This window comes from Nocardioides pelophilus (assembly GCF_014180685.1).
Classification (GTDB): domain Bacteria; phylum Actinomycetota; class Actinomycetes; order Propionibacteriales; family Nocardioidaceae; genus Nocardioides; species Nocardioides pelophilus.
On sequence record NZ_JACEHF010000086.1, the window covers coordinates 1 to 17377 of the forward strand.

The following is a 17377-nucleotide window of genomic DNA, read 5'->3' on the forward strand; positions in this document are numbered from 1 at the left end:
CGGCCGCCCGGGTCGGCGGCGCCGACGGCGTGCCGCGCCTCGATGCCGCCATGGATGCCGCGCTGCTACTCGCGGCGCTGGCCTCCCGGGCCGGCGACCGGGTCGACTTCATCGCCGGCGACCGCCTGGTGCGCGCCCGGCTCCGGGCCGCCGGGGCGCGCGACATCGCCGCCCGGCTGCAGGAGTCGATGGCCGACCTCGAGCCGGTCATCGCCGAGGCCGACTGGGACGCGCTCGCAGGCGCGGTCCAGGGCTTCGGCAGGCAGCGGGCGCTCGTCGTACTCCTGACTCCGGTGGAGCCGTCCGCGGTGCAGCAGGGTCTGCTCCCGGTGCTGCCGGCGCTCACCCGCCACCATCGGGTCGTCCTCGCCTCGGTCCGCGACCCCGAGCTCAACCGGCTCGCCGACGAGCGCGGCACCGTCGACCAGGTCTACGACGCAGCCGCCGCCGAGCAGGAGGTACGCCGGCGCGAGTGGACCACCGAGGTGCTGAACCGCCTCGGCGTGCAGGTCGTCGACGCCGACGCCGAGCACCTGCCGCCCGCGCTGGCGGACCACTACCTGGCGCTCAAGGCACAAGGGTTGCTCTAGTCCTGGGTCGCGACCCGGTCCTCGAGCAGGTCGGCGCTGATGTCGCCGGTGTGGCCCCGGCGGGCGGCCTGGCGGCCGAGCACGAAGACGTAGAGCAGGAACGCGACCTCGGCCAGCACGCCGATCGCGATCCGCGCCCAGGTGGGCAGCGGCGACGGCGTCACGAACGCCTCGATGATGCCGCTGACGAAGAGCACCGCGACCAGGCCGAGCGCGCAGGTGACGGCTGTCCGGCCGGCCTGGGCGAGGGCGACGCCCCGGCTGACGCTGCCCGGCTCGACCCACGACCAGAACAACCGCAGCCCGACGCCGCCGGCGACGAAGACCGCGGTCAGCTCGAGCAGCCCGTGGGGAAGGATCAGCCCCCAGAACAGGTCGGCCCGGTCGTGCCGGGTCATGATCGAGCCGATCACCGCGATGTTGAGGACGTTCTGGAACAGCAGGTAGAGGACCGGCAGCCCGAGGATCCCGAGCGCGATGCAGAGCGCAGCGACCCAGGCGTTGTTGACCCAGACCCGGGTCGCGAAGGCACTGGCGGCGTTCTCGCTGTAGTAGCTCTCGAAGTCGTTGTTGACGAGGTCGTCGACCTCGCCCGCCGAGAGCAGCGTCTGCTCGACCTCAGGGTGGTCGAGCAGCCACCACATCAGCACCGCGGTGAGGACGATGTTGCCCGCCAGGCAGCCCAGCCACCACCAGCGCATCCGGTAGAGCGCCGCCGGGAACTGCTCGGTGAAGAAGCGACCCGCAGCGCGCCAGCTCAGCACCCGCGCGCCCAGCATGGCGATCCGGGCCCGGCCCAGCAGGGACGACAGGTAGGCGACGACCTCCGCGTCCGGCGCCGACGTGCGGATCACCGAGAGGTGGGTGGCCACCTGCTGGTAGCGGTCGACGAGCTCGTCGCTCTGCGGTCCGCTCAGGCCGCGGGCCCGGACCAGCTGGTCGAGCCGCGCCCACTCGTGGGAGTGCGCGACGACGTAGGCGTCGAGGTCGATGCGCGGCACGGGCGCAAGAGTACGGCGTGGGGCCCTGGTTTCGAGGCTCGCTTCGCTCGCACCTCAACCAGCGGCGCCTAGAGTTGAGGTGATGTCGACCCAGCCCGTGGCCCGCTCGACGGCGGAGTTCGCGACCATCACGACCGACGACCTCGTCACCGGCGAGGGCGTCGCCCTCGACCTGCCGCCGGCCAGCCTCGGCCTGCGGCTGGCGTCGGGGCTGATCGACTTCGTCGTGACGCTGGTGGTCTTCTTCGTGAGCCTGATCGTGCTCTTCATCGCCACCGTCAACGTGTCGGACGCGCTGGTCGACGTGGCGGCGATCGCCGCGATCGTGGCGACCTTCCTCATCTATCCGACGGTCGTCGAGACGCTGACCCGCGGTCGGTCGCTCGGCAAGCTGGCGCTCGGGCTGCGCACGGTCCGCGACGACGCCGGCCCGATCACCTTCCACCACGCGTTGGTCCGCGCCCTGATCGGGTTCGTCGAGATCTACGCGTTCTCCGGGGTGCCGGCCTTCTTCTCGATGCTCCTCAGCCAGCGCGGCAAGCGTCTCGGCGACTACGCGGCCGGCACCTACGTCGTGCGCGACCGGGTCACGCTCCGGCTCCCGCTCCCCCCACCGATGCCCCGCGAGCTCGCGCAGTGGGCCCGCAGCACGGACCTGGCGACGCTGCCGACCGGCCTCGCGCTCGCCGTACGCCAGTACCTCGGGCGGCTGCCCACCCTGGACCCGCACTCGCGGCACCGCGTCGGCACCGACCTGCTCTCAGAGGTACGCCGCTACGTCGCGCCGGCGCCTCCCGCCGGCGCGCCCGTGGACCTCGTTCTCGCCGCAGTGATCGCGGAGCGTCGCGAGCGCGACCTCGCCCGGCTCCGGCGCGACGACGAGTTCCGCTCGCGGCTCGCAGCCCGGGACTGAGCGACCGACCCACCGCTAGGTTTGCACCGATGACTACCACCCGGACCGTCCAGCCGAGCACCCCGCTCACCGCCGTCGAGGTCGCCCAGGCGAGCGACGCGATCGACCGGATCTCCACGGCGTTCTCGAGTCGGGTCGTCGGTCAGGAGCGGACCCGTACGGCGCTCCTGGTGACCCTGCTGGCCGAGGGCCACGTGCTGCTCGAGAGCGTGCCGGGGTTGGCGAAGACGCTGGCGGCGTCGACGCTCGCGCAGGCGGTCAGCGCTGAGTTCTCCCGCATCCAGTGCACCCCGGATCTGCTGCCCAGCGACATCATCGGGACGCAGGTCTACGACCCGCGTCGCCACGAGTTCGAGACCCAGCTCGGGCCGGTGCACGCCAACTTCGTGCTGCTCGACGAGATCAACCGCTCCAGCGCCAAGACCCAGTCAGCGCTGCTGGAGGCGATGCAGGAGCGCCAGACGTCCATCGCGGGCACGATCCACCCGCTCCCCACCCCGTTCATGGTGCTCGCCACGCAGAACCCGATCGAGGAGGAGGGCACCTACCTCCTCCCCTACGCCCAGATGGACCGGTTCCTGCTCAAGGAGGTCGTCGACTACCCCGAGGAGCACGACGAGCTGATGGTGCTCGACCGGATCGGTGACGACACGCTCGGCCAGCACGCCGACAAGCTCGCGCCGGTCGCCTCCATCAGCGACATCGTCGACCTGCAGGCCCTGGTGCGCCGGGTCTACGTCGACCCGGCGATCCGCCGCTACGTCGTGGCGCTGGTGCGCGCCACCCGCCACGTCGGCCAGCTGCTCGGCCCCGACCTCGGGGCGTACGTCGAGTTCGGCGCCAGCCCGCGCGGCAGCATCTCCTTCTTCCAGGCCGCGCGGGCGATGGCCGTCATCCAGGGTCGCCACTACGTGATCCCCGAGGACATCCGCGAGCTGCGGCACGCCGTGCTCCGGCACCGGATCCACCTCACCTTCGAGGCACTGGCCGACCGGGTCCGGCCCGAGAGCGTGATCGACGCGGTCTTCCGCGCCGTTCCGACACCATGACGGGAGTCGTCCGATGACGGCCCACCTCACCCGCGTCAAGACCCGGCTCTCGATCCACGCCCACCGGAAGGTGCGCGGCCTCCTGCACGGCGAGTACGCCGCGATCCAGGTCGGGCGCGGCATCGACTTCAACGACCTGCGCGAGTACGTCCGCGGCGACGACGTGAAGGACATCGACTGGAAGGCGTCGGCACGCACCCGGACGCTGCTGATCCGCCGCTACGTCGCCGAGCGCAAGCACACCATCGTCCTCGCCGTCTCGACCGGGCGCAGCATGGCGGCGATGAACGACGCGCAGGTGTCGAAGCGCGAGCTGGCGGTGTTCGTCTCGGGCGTGATGGGCTGGCTCGCCGTCCGGCACGGCGACCTGGTCGCGCTCGTGTACGGCGACGCGCGCCGCCAGCACGCGCGCCCGCCCGACAGCGGCGAGGTCTACCTCGAGCGGCTGCTCGGGCTGGTCCACGACGCGATCACCCCCGACGGACCGGCGAGCGACCTGACCGCCGTGCTCGACTACGTGGCCCGCGCGATCCGCCGCCGGACGATCCTGGTCGTGGTGTCCGACGAGACCCACGTGTCCGACGAGCTCGCGGAGTCGCTGCGCCGGCTCACCGCCCAGCACGAGGTCCTGTTCCTCACGATCGGCGACCTCGACCCGACGCTCGCCGCAGGTGCGTCGACCAACGGCCACGGCGCGGCCCCCCCGGCGGCTGGTCGACGTCGACGCCGGCACCGAGGTCCCCGGCTGGCTGCGCGGCGACACCCGGCTGCAGCAGGAGTACGCCGCCCTCGTGGCCGGTGAGGAGTCCCAGCTGCGCCGCCGCCTCGACCAGCTCGGCGTCGTGCACGAACGGGTCCGGGACACCGAGTCCGCGATCTCCGCCGTCTTCCGCGTCCTGGAGAGGCACCGCCATGCCCGCCGGCGATGAGTTCACCGGCCCGGTCGCGTACGGCGACCGCTGGCTGTGGATCGCCCTGCTCGGCCTGACCCTGGTGGCCCTGTACTACCTCGCGGTCCTCTGGTTCACCCGCGAGCGCCGGGTCGGAGCGTCCGGGTGGGAGCGCGCCGACGTGCCGTCGGCCCGACAGCAGCACCTGGAGCGGATCGACCGGATCGAGGCGGAGGTGCGCTCCGGCCGTCTCGCCGCACGGGAGGGCCACCAGCAGCTCAGCGAGACGGTCCGCTCCTACGTCGGGGCGGTCAGCCCACTCCCGGCACCGACCATGGCGCTGGCCGACTTCCGCCGCGAGGCGCCCCGGGCCCTCACCGACGCGATCGAGCTGATGTACCCGCCGGAGTTCGCTCCCGACGAGGTGGGGCAGGCGCAGGAGCGGTTCGACCAGGCGGTCCTCCAAGCGCGGCAGCTGGTGGCGTCGTGGAGCTGACCTGGATGACGAGCGACAGCGAGCTGAAGTGGCCGTGGCTCGTCGTGCTGCTCGCGCTGCTGGTCGTCGTGCTGCTCGCCGGGTGGGTCCGGATCTGGTGGGGGCGACACCCGCGCGACGCGTCGTACGTCGCCCATGCGAGCAGGTTGCGGTCGCTCCCCCGCTACCGCATCCTGCTGGTCCGCCGCCGGCTGCTCGGCGGCTTCGGCTCGGTCGCCGCGCTGGTCGCCTGTGCCGGCGGCATCGTGCTCGGCGGCCGGGTCCAGGAGACGCAGGTCATGGACCGCGACGAGGCGGTGCGCGACATCATGCTCTGCCTCGACGCGTCGGGGTCGACCGCACCGTGGAACGTCGACGTGGTGCAGGAGTTCCGCGACATCGTCGAGGGCCTGGAGGGTGAGCGGATCGGCCTGACGGTGTGGAACAACGCCGCGCTGACGAAGATCCCGCTGACCGACGACTACGGGTTCGTGCTCGACCGGCTCGACGAGGCCGAGGCGGCGTTCGCGGGCTGGAGCGAGATCTATCTCAGCGAGGAGTTCGCCGACTACACCGCCGGCACGCTGAGCGAGGAGCGCGAGTACCAGTCGTCCCTCGTCGCCGACGGCCTGGTCTCCTGCGTGCAGCGCTTCGACCGGCTCGACGAGGACCGCGGCCGGGCGTTGGTGCTCGCCACCGACGGCGAGCAGCGCGGGCGCGGCATCTACGACCTCCGCGAGGCCGGCGAGTACGCCGCCGCGGACGACGTGGTCGTCCACGTGATCGCCAACCCGGGCGAGCCCGACCGCGACGGCGACATCGACGGGCTGCAGGCCGCGGCATCGACCACCGGGGGCACCTTCGCACAGCTCGGCACCGGCGGTTCGGCGGAGGACGTGGTGGAGGAGATCAACGAGCTCGAGGCCGCCAAGATCGAACGGCCGCCGTTGGTGCAGACCCTCGACGAGCCGCGCACCGGCCAGGTCCTGTCCGCGCTCGGTGTCGGCCTCCTCGGCCTGGTCTGGCTCGCCCAGGGCCTGATCACCCTCGCCGGCCGGCGGGCGAAGCCGTGAGCACCGCCCTCGTCCTCGCCCGCCGGGTCGCGATCGTCGCCGCCCTCGTGGTCGTGCTGCTGCAGCCCGGCTTCGGTACCCGGGCAGCCCCCGGCCAGGTCGCCGACATCGAGATCCTCGTCGTCGTCGACCGGACCCGGTCGATGGCCGCCCTCGACTACCAGGGCGGCCCGCGGATCTACGGTGCCCAGGCCGACCTGGCCGCGCTCGCGGAGGCGCTGCCCGGCGCCCGGTTCGCGTTGCTGACCTACGGCGCCGACGTCGCGCTGGAGCTGCCGTTCACCAGCGACACCCTCACCTTCGGGACGGCGGTCGAGACCCTGCGGCTCGAGGGACCCTTCGACGGCAGCGGCTCGGCGGCCGACCGGCCGCTGGACGCGATGCGTGACATCCTCGAGCGTGCCGACGAGCAGCACCCGGACCGCCGCCGGATGGTCGTCCTCGTCGGGGACGGCGAGAACACCACCGGGAGCGACCAGCGCTCGTTCGAGGAGCTCGAGGACCTGGTCGACGGCGGCATCGTGCTCGGTTACGGCACCGACGAAGGCGCCCGGATGCCGGAGGCGGACGACCTCTCCGAGGACGACGGCTACGTCTACGACCAGGACCGCAACGAGGACGCGATCTCCCGGATCGACGAGGACAACCTGCAGGCCATCGCCGACCAGCTCGCCATCGACTACACCCACCGCACCGCGCCCGGCGGCATGGACGCGATCGCGGCCGACTTCGAGGCGACGTACGCCTACGACGAGAGCGACGGCGCCCCGGCCGAGCACGACCTCACCTGGGTCTTCGGCCTGCTCCTGCTGGCGCTGGTGCTGCTCGAGCTGCGGTCGTGGTGGCGGGCGCTGTGGACCTCGCACACGGCGCTCCAGCCCGCCCGGAAGGAGGTCGCCTCGTGACCCGCACCCGGCTCCGCGTCGTCCTGGTCCTCGCCGGCATCCTGCCCGCGCTGGTCGCCCTGGCGTTCGCCGCGAAGGCGGTCACCATGCTCTCCCACGACCGCGACGGTCGCGGCCAGTTCGACGACGCCGACTACCTGGCCGCAGCCGACGAGTTCGCGGCCAACCGCTCGCTGAACTGGTTCCAGCCGTGGATCGCGGCGTTCGACGAGGGCGCCGCCCGGCACGCCGAGGGCGACCTGGACGAGGCGATCGAGCTCTACACCGTGGCGCTCGAGGACGTTCCGGCCGAGGACGAGTGCACGGTCCGGATCAACCAGGCGCTCGCCCACGAGTCGCTCGGCGACGCCGCGCTCGAGGCAGGGGACGCCGACGAGGCCATCGGCCAGTGGCAGGCGGGCATCGACGTCCTCGCCGAGGGCCGCTGCCCGACGGACTCCGGCCGCGGCGAGGACCAGACCGAGGACGCCGCAGCCGTCGACCAGCGCCTGCGCGACAAGCTGCAGCAGCAACAACAGCAGCAGGAAGAGGAGGAGAAGGACGAGCAGCAGCAGGACCAGCAGCAGAGCCCGCAGGACCAGCAGGAGCAGCGTGAGCAGGAGCGCAAGGAGCGCGAGCTCGAGGAGCGCAACGACGAGGCCGTCGAAGACGGCCAGGAGTACGAGGACTCCAACCGCGAGCGCGACTTCTCGCAGTACCACTGGTGACCGGCGCCGACGCCGGTCAGCTGTCCGTCAGTCGCCGAACGCCTCGTCGTACGCCGCAGCCATCTCGTCGGTGTACGGCCCGCTGAGACCGCAGGTCGCCACCTGGTCGCCGTCGGCACTGACCAGGTAGCGCTTGCCCTCCTCGAAGGTGATGCCACCTTCCAACAGCACCTCGGGCCTACCCGCGGTCAGGACGACCACGTCGGCGCCGGTGTCCCCGCGGTACCAGTGGTCGGGCACCAGCCGCACCGTGTCGCCCTCCACGTCCTCGACCTCGGCCGAGAAGGCGACCTTCAGCGGCGCCAGCACCTCGGGCGAGAACTCGACGCACATCTGCATCGCGTTGGGCTCGGGCAGGCTCAGTGCCAGCTCCTCGGGCCGCTCGGCCGCCACGGCCTCGTCCTGCCCGTTCCCGCCGTCGTCGTCCTGGGTCAGCGCGAAGGCGCCTCCCCCGACCGTCGCGACCACCGCGGCGGCGGCCGCCGCCAGCACCCAGGTACGCCGCCCGCGCGGCTGCTCGTCGTTCGTCTTCGTCATCGTGGCCTCCGCCAGGTCGTCGATCCACGAGTCAGCGGGTGCTGCGTCCCGCGCACGATCGGCAGCCCGCATCCGGGCCTTCAGCTCCTGCTCGTCCATCACCGCCTCCTCCCGTCACCCGGTTCCTGTCCGGCACCGTCCCCGATCTTTCGCTCCAGCTCCTCCGCCAGTCGCTTCTTGGCCCGGTGCAGCCTGATGCTCACGGCGTTGGGCGTCATCCCGGTGACGGTCGCGATCTCCCGCGGCGCGAGCTCCTCCCACGCCCAGAGCATCACCACCTCGCGGTCCACGCGCGGCAGCGCCGCCAACGCGGCCCGCAGCTCGGGATGCTCGTCGTCCTCCGCAGGCGGGCGCGGCGGGTCGAGCCGGCCGATCCGCTCGACCAGCCCGAGGTGACGGCGGGCGGCCCGCCGGGCGTTGGCCAGGCAGCCGCGCGCGACGGCGTACGCCCACGGCAGCGGGTCGTCGGCCGGTACGTCGTCGAGCCGGCGCCACAGCACGAGGAAGGCGTCCGCCAACACGTCGTCGACGGCCGCCGGATCCACCCGCCGTACGACGTAGCGCCGCAGCGGTTCGCCGACCTCGTGCGCCAGGCGGGTGAAGCGGATCTCCCGCTCGGCATCGGACACGGTCTCCACACTCCCACCCTGTCCGGCAGCGGGACGCTCCTTTCACGATCGTCGGCGTCGGCGGATCCGAGCCGTGATCGCCCGGTCGGCGACCTGGTCAGCCTCGCCGAACGACCTTGGGTCCGACCACCGACCGCACCATGCCGCGACCGTGGGGCAGGACGACCCGGTAGGTGTCGCCGAGACGAGCGGGCGGGAAGTAGGCCCGCGCGACACCGCGCCGCGACACGTGGGCTCGCTGGTAGAGCCGCCACTTGCCGGCCCGCTTGACCTGGTACCGGACACTCATCCCTCGGATGCTCGTGGCCGGAGCGATGCGAACCGTGGCGACGGCGCCGTCGCGGGCATTCGCCAGACTCGTGGTCGCCCGGCGGCGGACGCCCACCTTCACGACCGAGGACTTCGAGCCGTACCACCGGTCGTTGGCGGACGACGTTCCGCCCCGATAGGCGATCCGGAACCAGCCAGAGCGCCGGATGATCCCCTTGCCCTCCCAGAAGATCTGGTGGTTCTCGTAGATCGTGTGCCAGCTGTCGCCGCGATCGTAGGACACCTGGATCCGAGGGTTGCCGGGCCGGATGATCCCGACATCCGAGTCGGTGCCGCCAGTGCAGTCGGCGTCGAGCTCGCCGATCAGGGCGCCATACCCACCCCACGTGAGCGTCATCGACCTCGGCATCGGCTGCCACGGCGTGTTGGGGGCGAACCGGGTGACGGTCCAGTGCGCATTCGTGGTGCAGGTCGCGTCGGTGGCGGTGGCCGGCGCCGCGACGACGCCGCTCAGGCCGAAGATCGTGGCGAGGACCAGCGCGGGTACGACGACGGTGCGCCGGATCGCGCCGGCTCGGAGGATGCTCACGAACACCATCATCCCGGGGCGGGCGCGGAGCCAAACACCCGGCCGCGGCCGCTCACCCGACATGCCACAGGGCCCCTCGCCGAAGCGAGGGGCCCTGTGGGTGTTGCGTCGATGCGGACTTCGTCAGAAGTCCATGCCACCCATGCCGCCGGACGGGTCGCCGCCCATGGCGGGCGCCTTCTCCGGCTTGTCGGCCACGACGGCCTCGGTGGTCAGGAACAGCGCGGCGATGGACGCAGCGTTCTGCAGCGCCGACCGGGTCACCTTGGCGGGGTCGATGATGCCCTCGGCGATCATGTCGACGTACTCGCCGGTGGCCGCGTTGAGACCGTGACCGGGCTCCAGGTTGCGCACCTTCTCGGCCACGACGCCGCCCTCGAGACCGGCGTTGATCGCGATCTGCTTGAGCGGTGCCTCGATGGCGACCTTGACGATGTTGGCACCCGTGGCCTCGTCGCCGGTCAGCTCCAGCTTGGCGAACGCCTGGGTGCCCGCCTGGACGAGCGCGACGCCACCGCCGGCGACGATGCCCTCCTCGACGGCCGCCTTCGCGTTGCGAACGGCGTCCTCGATGCGGTGCTTGCGCTCCTTGAGCTCGACCTCGGTGGCCGCGCCGACCTTGATGACGGCCACGCCGCCGGCCAGCTTGGCGAGGCGCTCCTGCAGCTTCTCGCGGTCGTAGTCGGAGTCCGACTTCTCGATCTCGGCGCGGATCTGGTTGACCCGACCCTCGATCTGACCGGCGTCGCCGGCACCTTCGACGATGGTGGTCTCGTCCTTGGTGATGACGACCTTGCGGGCCTGGCCGAGCAGCTCGAGGCCGGCGGACTCGAGCTTGAGGCCGACCTCCTCGGAGATGACCTGGCCACCGGTCAGGATCGCGATGTCCTGCAGCATGGCCTTGCGGCGGTCACCGAAGCCCGGGGCCTTGACGGCGACGGACTTGAAGGTGCCGCGGATCTTGTTGACGACCAGGGTCGAGAGAGCCTCGCCGTCGACGTCCTCGGCGATGATGATGAGCGGCTTGCCCGACTGCATGACCTTCTCCAGCAGCGGCAGCAGGTCCTTGACGCTGCTGACCTTGGAGTTGGCGATGAGGACGTAGGGGTCCTCGAGCACCGTCTCCATGCGCTCCGGGTCGGTGACGAAGTAGGCCGAGATGTAGCCCTTGTCGAACCGCATGCCCTCGGTGAGCTCGAGGTCGAGGCCGAACGTGTTCGACTCCTCGACCGTGATCACGCCCTCCTTGCCGACCTTGTCCATCGCCTCGGCGATGATCTCGCCGACGGTGGTGTCAGCCGCGGAGATGGACGCGGTGGAGGCGATCTGCTCCTTGGTCTCGATCTCCTTCGCCATGCCGAGCAGCTGCTCGGACACGGCCTCGACGGCAGCCTCGATGCCGCGCTTCAGACCCATCGGGTTGGCACCCGCGGCCACGTTGCGCAGGCCCTCGCGGACCATCGCCTGGGCGAGCACGGTCGCCGTCGTCGTACCGTCACCGGCGACGTCGTCGGTCTTCTTCGCGACCTCCTTGACCAGCTCGGCGCCGATCTTCTCGTAGGGGTCCTCGAGCTCGATCTCCTTGGCGATGGAGACACCGTCGTTGGTGATCGTGGGGGCTCCCCACTTCTTCTCGAGCACGACGTTGCGGCCCTTGGGACCGAGGGTGACCTTGACGGCGTCGGCGAGGGTGTTCATTCCTCGCTCGAGACCGCGCCGGGCCTCCTCGTTGAAAGCAATCAGCTTCGGCATAACTCCTGCGATCCTTCGCATTAGAGATGTCTGAGGGCCCGGATCGTCGCCCGCGACGGACGGCCAGACCGATCCGGCGGACCCTTCCCACCGACGCTGCTGACCTCGACTCCCCGAGCCGGGGTTTCTGTCACTCTCCCTAGGAGAGTGCCAACGTCATGTTTAGCACTCGACCCCTGAGAGTGCAAGCAGCGGGGGCGGTCTCAGTCCGGCGACGCGGGCAGCCGCAGCGCCCGCAGGTCATGGCTCAATCCGTCCACGGGTTGACCAGCGTCAGGTCGACGCCCTCGAAGCCGCTGACGTTGCGGGTCGCCACGGCCGCCCCGTGTGCGCGCGCGATGCCGGCGATCATCCCGTCCTCGACCGAGATCGGCCTGCCCATCGCCTCGCGCTGCGCACGGATTGCGGCGTACTCCGTTGCGGCAGGAGCATCGAAGGGCAGCGCCGCATCGCCGACGCTAACGATCAGCTCCGTCACAGCGGTCTCCAGCCCGGACCGCCGACGACCCGTCGGCAGACGGGCAACGCCGTACTGAAGCTCCGCGATCGTGACCGCCGTCAGCGCAGCGGACGCGGCGTTCGACTCCACCCACTCCAACACGTGGGGATCGGGTCGCTCGCGCAACGGCTCGGACCAGACGTTCGTGTCGAGGATGATCACGAGATGTCGACGGCGCGCGGCAGAGATCGCTCGGGCAGCTCGAGTTCATCTCCCCGGAGGTCGCGGGCAGCCGCGAGCCACGCCGTGACGGCCGCACCGCGGCGCACGGAGCTCTCGAGGATGGCCCGAACCTCGGCCTCCATCGACCGACCGTGAGCTGCGGCCGTCTTCTTGAGCGCGCGCTGCACATCGGGCGGAACGTTGCGCACCGTGATCGTCGCCATCTGCACCCTCCTCGCCAGATCTGCTGTCAATGCTAGCGCTTTCGGAAGCGAGCAGTCTGCCGGGAGTCGAAGAGCACGGTGGTTGGAAGGTCTCCACCTGATCGGGCAGCCGACCAGTCACCTGGTGACTGACGGGCTGCCGGATCACACCTTCAGGCGCTCGGCCACCAGGTCGGCGAACGGCTCCGCGATGCTCGGGTCGACGTCGAGGTAGAGGCCCGGCTCGATCAGCTCGAGCTCGCTGAGCACCCAGGCCCCGTCCCAGAGCATGAGGTCGACGCGGGCATACGCCAGATCGGCGTCGCGCAGCGCGGCGGCCACGCGTACGGCGTGCTCGGCGACTCTCGCTCGATCCGGGTCGAGCGGGACCGGCCGGCTGCTGCCGCCGTACATCTCGTGCACCCGCACCTCCCCCTCGGCACCGGCGGCCACCGACTTGTCGACCTGCGCGACGGCGCGGCCACCGAGGACGTAGACCGAGGTCTCGCCGGCGGTGCGCACCGACTCCACGAGCGGCTGCACCACCCAGGGACCCGCGGCGAGGTCGAAGAGACTCCAGTCGTCGAGTCCCGACACGACCACGACGCCGCGGCCGCCGGCGCCGGTGCGGGGCTTGACCACGACCGTGCCCCAGCTCTCGAAGGCGGCGGCCAGACCCGTGATCAACGTGTGGTCGTCGAGCAGCGCCGTCGGCACCACCGGCAGCTCCTCGGCGAGCTCGACCAGGTAGGCCTTGTCGGCGTTCCACGCGAACACGTCGGCCCCGCTGAGCAGGGGCGCGACCTGCTCGACCTCCCGCGACCACGCGAGGAACGCGGGCAGTCGTCGGTGGTAGTCCCAGGTCGACCGTACGGCGACCAGGTCGGCCGCTGCCCAGTCGACGTCCGGGTCGTCCCAGCAGACCCACCGGGCGTCGATCCCCCGCTCCGCGAGCGCAGGCACCAGGACGGCGCCGCCGGGCTCGCCGTCGGGCATCAGGTTGAACGTGACGAGGAGGACCGTGGGCACCGAGGCACCCTACGCGGGCGTCAGCCGGCGCGCGTGGCGACCGTGAGCAGCACCGCCGCGTCGGTGACCGCCTCGAGATCGTGACGGTGCGGCGGGATCAGGAGGTAGTCACCCTCCGCGCCGGCCCAGGTCTCCTCGCCGGCGTGCAGCCGGACCTCACCGCTGAGGACCTGGAGCGTCGCCTCGCCCGGCGCGTCGTGCTCACCGAGCGAGCGACCGGCAGCGAGCGCGATCACCGTCTGGCGCAGGTCGTGCTCCTGCCCGCCGTGCACGGTCACGGCCGCGCGCCCGCTCGACGCCGCTCGCGCGGCTTCGACCTGCTCAGCGGCCAAGGTGGTCAGCGATCGGCTCTCCATCGATCCATCATGGCAGCCACGTCCAGACCCAGGCCCTCACGCGGTGGCGAGCACCGTCTCCGGCTCGTGGGTGACCGGGAAGTTCACCGAGGCCGCGATGAAGCAGTTCTCACTGGCCTCGCGATGGATCGCCCGGGCGAGCTCGACCTGCGTCGGGTCGGTGATCGTGACCCGCGGCCGCAGCACCACCGACGTGAAGTGGCCGCCCTGGCCGACCCGGCTCATCGTCCCGACCGGCGCGTCGGCGTACGCCGTCACCACGATCCCGTGGTTGACCGCCGAGTGCAGGTAGGACAGCAGGTGGCACTGGGACAGCGCCGCGAGCAGGAGCTCCTCCGGGTTCCACCGGCTGCCGTCACCGCGGAACGGGACGTCGGAGGAACCGAGCAGGTCGGGCTTGCCGTCGGCGGTGAGCAGGCAGTCGCGGCTGTAGTCGCGGTAGCCGCTGGTGCCGGTCCCGAGGTTGCCCTGCCAGGTCACCCCGAGGGCGTAGTGGTGGTCCGTCACCGGGCCGGTGCGGCTCAGCCGCCGGCGACCGCAGGGATGACCGAGATCTCGGTGCCGTCCGGGGTCGGCGTCGCGAGGTCCTGCTGGAAGCGGACGTCGTCGTTGCCGACGTAGACGTTCACGAAGCGGCGGAGCTTGCCGTCCTCGTCGAGGATCCGGCCCTTGATCCCGGCGAAGTTCGCGTCCAGGTCGTCGAGGACCTCGGCCAGGTTGGCGCCGGTGGCGCTCACCTCGGACTCGCCGCCGGTGTAGGTGCGCAGGATCGTCGGGATCCGGACACTGACGCTCATTTCGCTGCTTCTCTCTCTCGTGAGGTGCCGGCTCGTTAGAGGCCGGTGGCCTTGAAGGCCGCGTACGACGGCGCGATGGTGGCTGCCGGACCGACCTGACCCGACACCGCGTCGAGGGTCTTGAGCCCGTGGCCGGTGTTGATGACCACGGTCTCCTTCGTCGGGTCCAGGACGCCGGTCTCGACCAGCTTCTTGGTGACCGCGAGCGTGGTGCCGCCGGCCGTCTCGGTGAAGATGCCCTCGGTCCGCGCGAGCAGCACGATGCCGGCACGGATCTCGTCGTCGGTGACCTCCTCGACCGCACCGCCGGTGCGGCGGGCGATGTCGAGGACGTAGATGCCGTCGGCCGGGTTGCCGATCGCGAGGCTCTTGGCGATGGTGTCGGGCTTGACCGGACGGATCGCGTCGGTGTCGGCCTTGAACGCCGTGGCGACCGGGCCGCAGCCCTCGGCCTGCGCCCCGAACACGCGGTACGGCTTGTCCTCGACCAGGCCGAGCTTGATCAGCTCCTGGAAGGCCTTGTCGACCTTGGTCAGCTGCGAGCCGGACGCGACCGGGATGACGATCTGGTCGGGCAGGCGCCAGCCGAGCTGCTCGGCGATCTCGTAGCCGAGCGTCTTGGAGCCCTCGGCGTAGTAGGGCCGGACGTTGACGTTCACGAACGCCCAGCCGTCCTCCTCGCCCGCGATCTCGGAGGCCAGCTTGTTGACGTCGTCGTAGTTGCCGTCGACGGCGACCAGGTTCTCGGTGAAGATCGCCGAGTTGACCTGCTTGGGCTGCTCGAGGTTGCTCGGGATGAACACCACGGTCTTGATGCCGGCCCGGGCGCCGGCCGCGGCGACCGCGTTGGCGAGGTTGCCGGTCGAGGGGCACGCGAAGACCTTGGCGTCGAGCTCACGGGCAGCGCTGAGGGCGCAGGCCACCACGCGGTCCTTGAAGGAGTTCGTCGGGTTGGTCGAGTCGTCCTTGACCCAGAGGTTGTCGATGCCGAGCTCGCGGCCGAGGTTGTGCGCCTTGAGGAGCCGGGTGAAGCCGGGCTCCATGTTCGGGCTCTCCTCGATGTCGGAGGGCACCGGCAGCAGCGCCTTGTAGCGCCAGATGTTGCGCGGGCCGGCCTCGATCTCCTCGCGGCTGATCGCCGGGAGCTCGTAGGCGACCTCGAGCGGACCGAAGCACTCCGGGCACGCGTAGAAGGGGCCCAGGCCGACCTGGTGGCCGCACTCCCGACACTGGAGGGCGACGGCGTTGCCGAACGCTCCCTCACGGGGGCCGGCGACCGGCTCGACCTGACAGTCCTCGGTCACGACAGTGCTCACGGTTCCTCCTTCTCATCTGCCCCGGCACGTCCGTCGCACCGGGTCGGATTTGGCACCGTGTTCCACGTCCGTTCCCCGGTCGGTCTGGATGGCCGGGAGGCGGAGGCTCGTGGCGGTTGCCGGGACTTCATAGGGCCGTTCCCTCAGTCCCTCTGGATGAGCGGTTCCCAAACTATCGGCAGGCTGCGTCTGACCACGAATCGGAATCCCGACATGCGAGATCCCTGTCCACGATCCGAGATTGCGGAACTGCCCTGTCGATCGCGGGCGAGCTCGCGCGTCATGGCCGTGACAGACCGGACCGACAGAGGAAGGATCCCATCATGACCACGTACGTCGTACTGCTGCCCGGGAACGAGGACGAGTGGGAAGCCGCGACCCCTGAGCAGCAAGCAGCCGTGTTCGCGAAGCACGAGGAGTTCAGCCGGGCGCTGGCCGAGCGCGGGCACACCGTCGCCGGCGGCGCGGAGCTGACCCACTCCCGCACCACCCGGAAGGTCGGACGGGAGGCCGACGGCCGGGTCGTCGTCACCGACGGGCCCTACGCCGAGACGGTCGAGCAGCTCAGCGGCTTCTACGTCGTCGAGTCCGACGACCTCGACGACCTGGTCCAGGTGTGCGCGATCCTCACCGAGCCCGGCAGCGCGCCGGTCGAGGTGCGCGCCGCGGTCGACCACAGCGGCGAGGCATGAGCTGACCGGCGTCGGTACGGCGCTCGACCGGGCGCTGCGCGACGAGTGGGGCCGGTTGCTGGCCCTGCTCGTCGCCCGCTTCCGCCGGCTCGACCTGGCCGAGGACGGGCTCGCCGACGCGTTCGAGGCGGCCGCGCGCACGTGGCCCACCGAGGGGGTCCCCCGCAACCCGGCGGGCTGGCTGCTCACCGCGGCCCGCCGCCGGGTGCTGGATCGGCTCCGGTCCGAGGAGGCGCTGGCGCGGTCGATGCCGCTCCTCGCGGTCGACGCCGAGCTGACCGCGCAGGCGCAGCAGGTGCTGGCGGACCCGGGCGACGTGCTGCTCGACGAACGACTGCGGCTGGTGCTCCTCTGCGCGCACCCCCGGCTGTCGCGGGAGGCCGCCGCCGCGCTCACCCTCCGCCTGGTCCTGGGCATCAGCACCGACGACATCGCGCGACTCTTCCTGCAGAGCACCCCGACGATGGCGGCCAGGCTCACCCGGGCCCGGAAGAAGCTGGCGGGCGAGACGTTCGCCGTCCCGACGGGCGCCGACCTCGTCGACCGGGTCGGCGTGGTGGCCGAGGTCGCCTACCTGGCGTTCACGGCCGGCTACGCGCCGGGCTCCGGTCCCGACCTGGTACGCGCCGAGCTCGCCGGTGAGGCGATCCGGCTGGTGCGGGTGCTCCGCACCGTGCTGCCGTACGACGACAGCGAGCTCGCCGCGCTCCAGGCGCTGATGCTGCTCCAGCACTCGCGAAGGGACGCGCGGATCGCCGACGGCCACCCGGTCCTCCTGCCCGACCAGGACCGGTCGCTCTGGCACGGTGCCGAGATCGGCGAGGCGCTCGACCTGCTGCGTCCCCTCACGGCGGCCCCGCCGGCGCCGTACCTGCTGCAGGCGCTGATCGCGGCCGAGCACGCGATCGCGGCCGACCCCGCCGACACGGCGTGGGACCGGATC

22 protein-coding genes, 1 pseudogene and 1 riboswitch are annotated in these 17377 nt (G+C 71.5%); of the genes and pseudogenes, 11 read left to right on the top strand and 12 right to left on the bottom strand.

The features are described 5' to 3' along the window. Positions 1-590 (top strand): annotated as a pseudogene (locus H0488_RS14095) (DUF58 domain-containing protein); the annotation flags it as partial. Here the strand turns inward: H0488_RS14095 and H0488_RS14100 are convergent. Continuing rightward, positions 587-1591, bottom strand: coding sequence for a stage II sporulation protein M (locus H0488_RS14100; RefSeq protein WP_312856342.1), 1005 nt, complete (start codon positions 1589-1591; stop codon positions 587-589). The pseudogene H0488_RS14095 and the gene H0488_RS14100 sit on opposite strands and share 4 nt — an antisense overlap. A gap of 82 nt (positions 1592-1673) precedes the next feature. Here H0488_RS14100 and H0488_RS14105 point away from each other — a divergent pair, with 82 nt between their 5' ends. The 8 genes from H0488_RS14105 to H0488_RS14140 are packed head-to-tail and all read left to right on the top strand — an operon-like array spanning position 1674 to position 7603. Beyond that, on the top strand, positions 1674-2504 hold the full coding sequence (locus tag H0488_RS14105) for an RDD family protein (protein ID WP_183099903.1): 831 nt from the start codon (positions 1674-1676) through the stop codon (positions 2502-2504). Positions 2505-2533: 29 nt separating this feature from the next. Beyond that, positions 2534-3553, top strand: a complete 1020-nt coding sequence (locus H0488_RS14110) for an AAA family ATPase (protein ID WP_183099904.1) — start codon at positions 2534-2536, stop codon at positions 3551-3553. Between the two features lie 13 nt (positions 3554-3566). Beyond that, positions 3567-4355, top strand: a complete 789-nt coding sequence (locus H0488_RS14115; protein ID WP_183099905.1) for a DUF58 domain-containing protein — start codon at positions 3567-3569, stop codon at positions 4353-4355. Next, on the top strand, positions 4345-4482 hold the full coding sequence (locus H0488_RS14120; protein WP_183099906.1) for a hypothetical protein: 138 nt from the start codon (positions 4345-4347) through the stop codon (positions 4480-4482). Before H0488_RS14115 ends, H0488_RS14120 begins: the two co-directional genes overlap by 11 nt. After that, positions 4466-4939, top strand: a complete 474-nt coding sequence (locus tag H0488_RS14125; RefSeq protein ID WP_183099907.1) for a hypothetical protein — start codon at positions 4466-4468, stop codon at positions 4937-4939. The genes H0488_RS14120 and H0488_RS14125 overlap by 17 nt, the downstream gene beginning before the upstream one ends. A gap of 5 nt (positions 4940-4944) precedes the next feature. After that, complete coding sequence (locus H0488_RS14130; protein WP_183099908.1) at positions 4945-5991, top strand: vWA domain-containing protein; 1047 nt, start codon at positions 4945-4947, stop codon at positions 5989-5991. Further along, a complete protein-coding gene (locus H0488_RS14135; protein ID WP_183099909.1) occupies positions 5988-6896 on the top strand; it encodes a VWA domain-containing protein in 909 nt (302 codons plus the stop codon). Before H0488_RS14130 ends, H0488_RS14135 begins: the two co-directional genes overlap by 4 nt. Continuing rightward, a complete protein-coding gene (locus H0488_RS14140) occupies positions 6893-7603 on the top strand; it encodes a hypothetical protein (protein ID WP_183099910.1) in 711 nt (236 codons plus the stop codon). The genes H0488_RS14135 and H0488_RS14140 overlap by 4 nt, the downstream gene beginning before the upstream one ends. A gap of 27 nt (positions 7604-7630) precedes the next feature. On the opposite strand, the gene H0488_RS14145 is transcribed toward H0488_RS14140, so the two are convergent. The 11 genes from H0488_RS14145 to thrC form a co-directional block, all read right to left on the bottom strand. After that, on the bottom strand, positions 7631-8239 hold the full coding sequence (locus H0488_RS14145) for a hypothetical protein (RefSeq protein WP_183099911.1): 609 nt from the start codon (positions 8237-8239) through the stop codon (positions 7631-7633). Beyond that, positions 8239-8778, bottom strand: a complete 540-nt coding sequence (locus H0488_RS14150) for an RNA polymerase sigma factor (RefSeq protein WP_183099912.1) — start codon at positions 8776-8778, stop codon at positions 8239-8241. The genes H0488_RS14145 and H0488_RS14150 overlap by 1 nt, the downstream gene beginning before the upstream one ends. An 88-nt stretch (positions 8779-8866) precedes the next feature. Continuing rightward, positions 8867-9628 (bottom strand): hypothetical protein, encoded by a 762-nt coding sequence (locus H0488_RS14155; protein WP_183099913.1) that lies wholly within the window; start codon positions 9626-9628, stop codon positions 8867-8869. Between the two features lie 123 nt (positions 9629-9751). After that, the gene (groL, locus tag H0488_RS14160) at positions 9752-11380 is read right to left on the bottom strand and encodes a chaperonin GroEL (protein WP_183099914.1); all 1629 of its coding nucleotides are present in this window, start codon (positions 11378-11380) and stop codon (positions 9752-9754) included. 247 nt (positions 11381-11627) lie between these two features. Then, positions 11628-12041, bottom strand: coding sequence for a type II toxin-antitoxin system VapC family toxin (locus H0488_RS14165; protein ID WP_183099915.1), 414 nt, complete (start codon positions 12039-12041; stop codon positions 11628-11630). Next, the gene (locus tag H0488_RS14170; protein WP_183099916.1) at positions 12038-12265 is read right to left on the bottom strand and encodes a FitA-like ribbon-helix-helix domain-containing protein; all 228 of its coding nucleotides are present in this window, start codon (positions 12263-12265) and stop codon (positions 12038-12040) included. The genes H0488_RS14165 and H0488_RS14170 overlap by 4 nt, the downstream gene beginning before the upstream one ends. Positions 12266-12409: 144 nt before the next feature. Next, complete coding sequence (locus H0488_RS14175) at positions 12410-13273, bottom strand: ATP-grasp domain-containing protein (RefSeq protein WP_183099917.1); 864 nt, start codon at positions 13271-13273, stop codon at positions 12410-12412. Between the two features lie 20 nt (positions 13274-13293). Continuing rightward, positions 13294-13629 carry a cupin domain-containing protein gene (locus H0488_RS14180; RefSeq protein ID WP_183099918.1) on the bottom strand — a complete coding sequence of 112 codons (336 nt, stop codon included), beginning with the start codon at positions 13627-13629 and terminating at the stop codon, positions 13294-13296. Between the two features lie 36 nt (positions 13630-13665). Further along, positions 13666-14136 (bottom strand): OsmC family protein, encoded by a 471-nt coding sequence (locus tag H0488_RS24160; RefSeq protein ID WP_183099919.1) that lies wholly within the window; start codon positions 14134-14136, stop codon positions 13666-13668. A gap of 14 nt (positions 14137-14150) precedes the next feature. Next, entirely contained in the window at positions 14151-14426 is a 276-nt protein-coding gene (locus tag H0488_RS14190; protein WP_183099920.1) for a MoaD/ThiS family protein, read from the bottom strand. 35 nt (positions 14427-14461) lie between these two features. Further along, positions 14462-15742 (bottom strand): threonine synthase, encoded by a 1281-nt coding sequence (gene thrC, locus H0488_RS14195; RefSeq protein WP_446685620.1) that lies wholly within the window; start codon positions 15740-15742, stop codon positions 14462-14464. Between the two features lie 9 nt (positions 15743-15751). Further along, positions 15752-15905: riboswitch (SAM riboswitch) on the bottom strand. A 160-nt stretch (positions 15906-16065) separates the two neighbouring features. Between thrC and H0488_RS14200 the strand changes: the two genes are divergently transcribed. Together H0488_RS14200 and H0488_RS14205 are read left to right on the top strand one after the other, a co-directional pair. Beyond that, complete coding sequence (locus tag H0488_RS14200; RefSeq protein ID WP_183099921.1) at positions 16066-16434, top strand: YciI family protein; 369 nt, start codon at positions 16066-16068, stop codon at positions 16432-16434. Positions 16435-16489: 55 nt separating this feature from the next. Next, on the top strand, positions 16490-17377 hold an 888-nt coding region (locus H0488_RS14205; protein ID WP_246372132.1), incomplete at its 3' end, for an RNA polymerase sigma factor.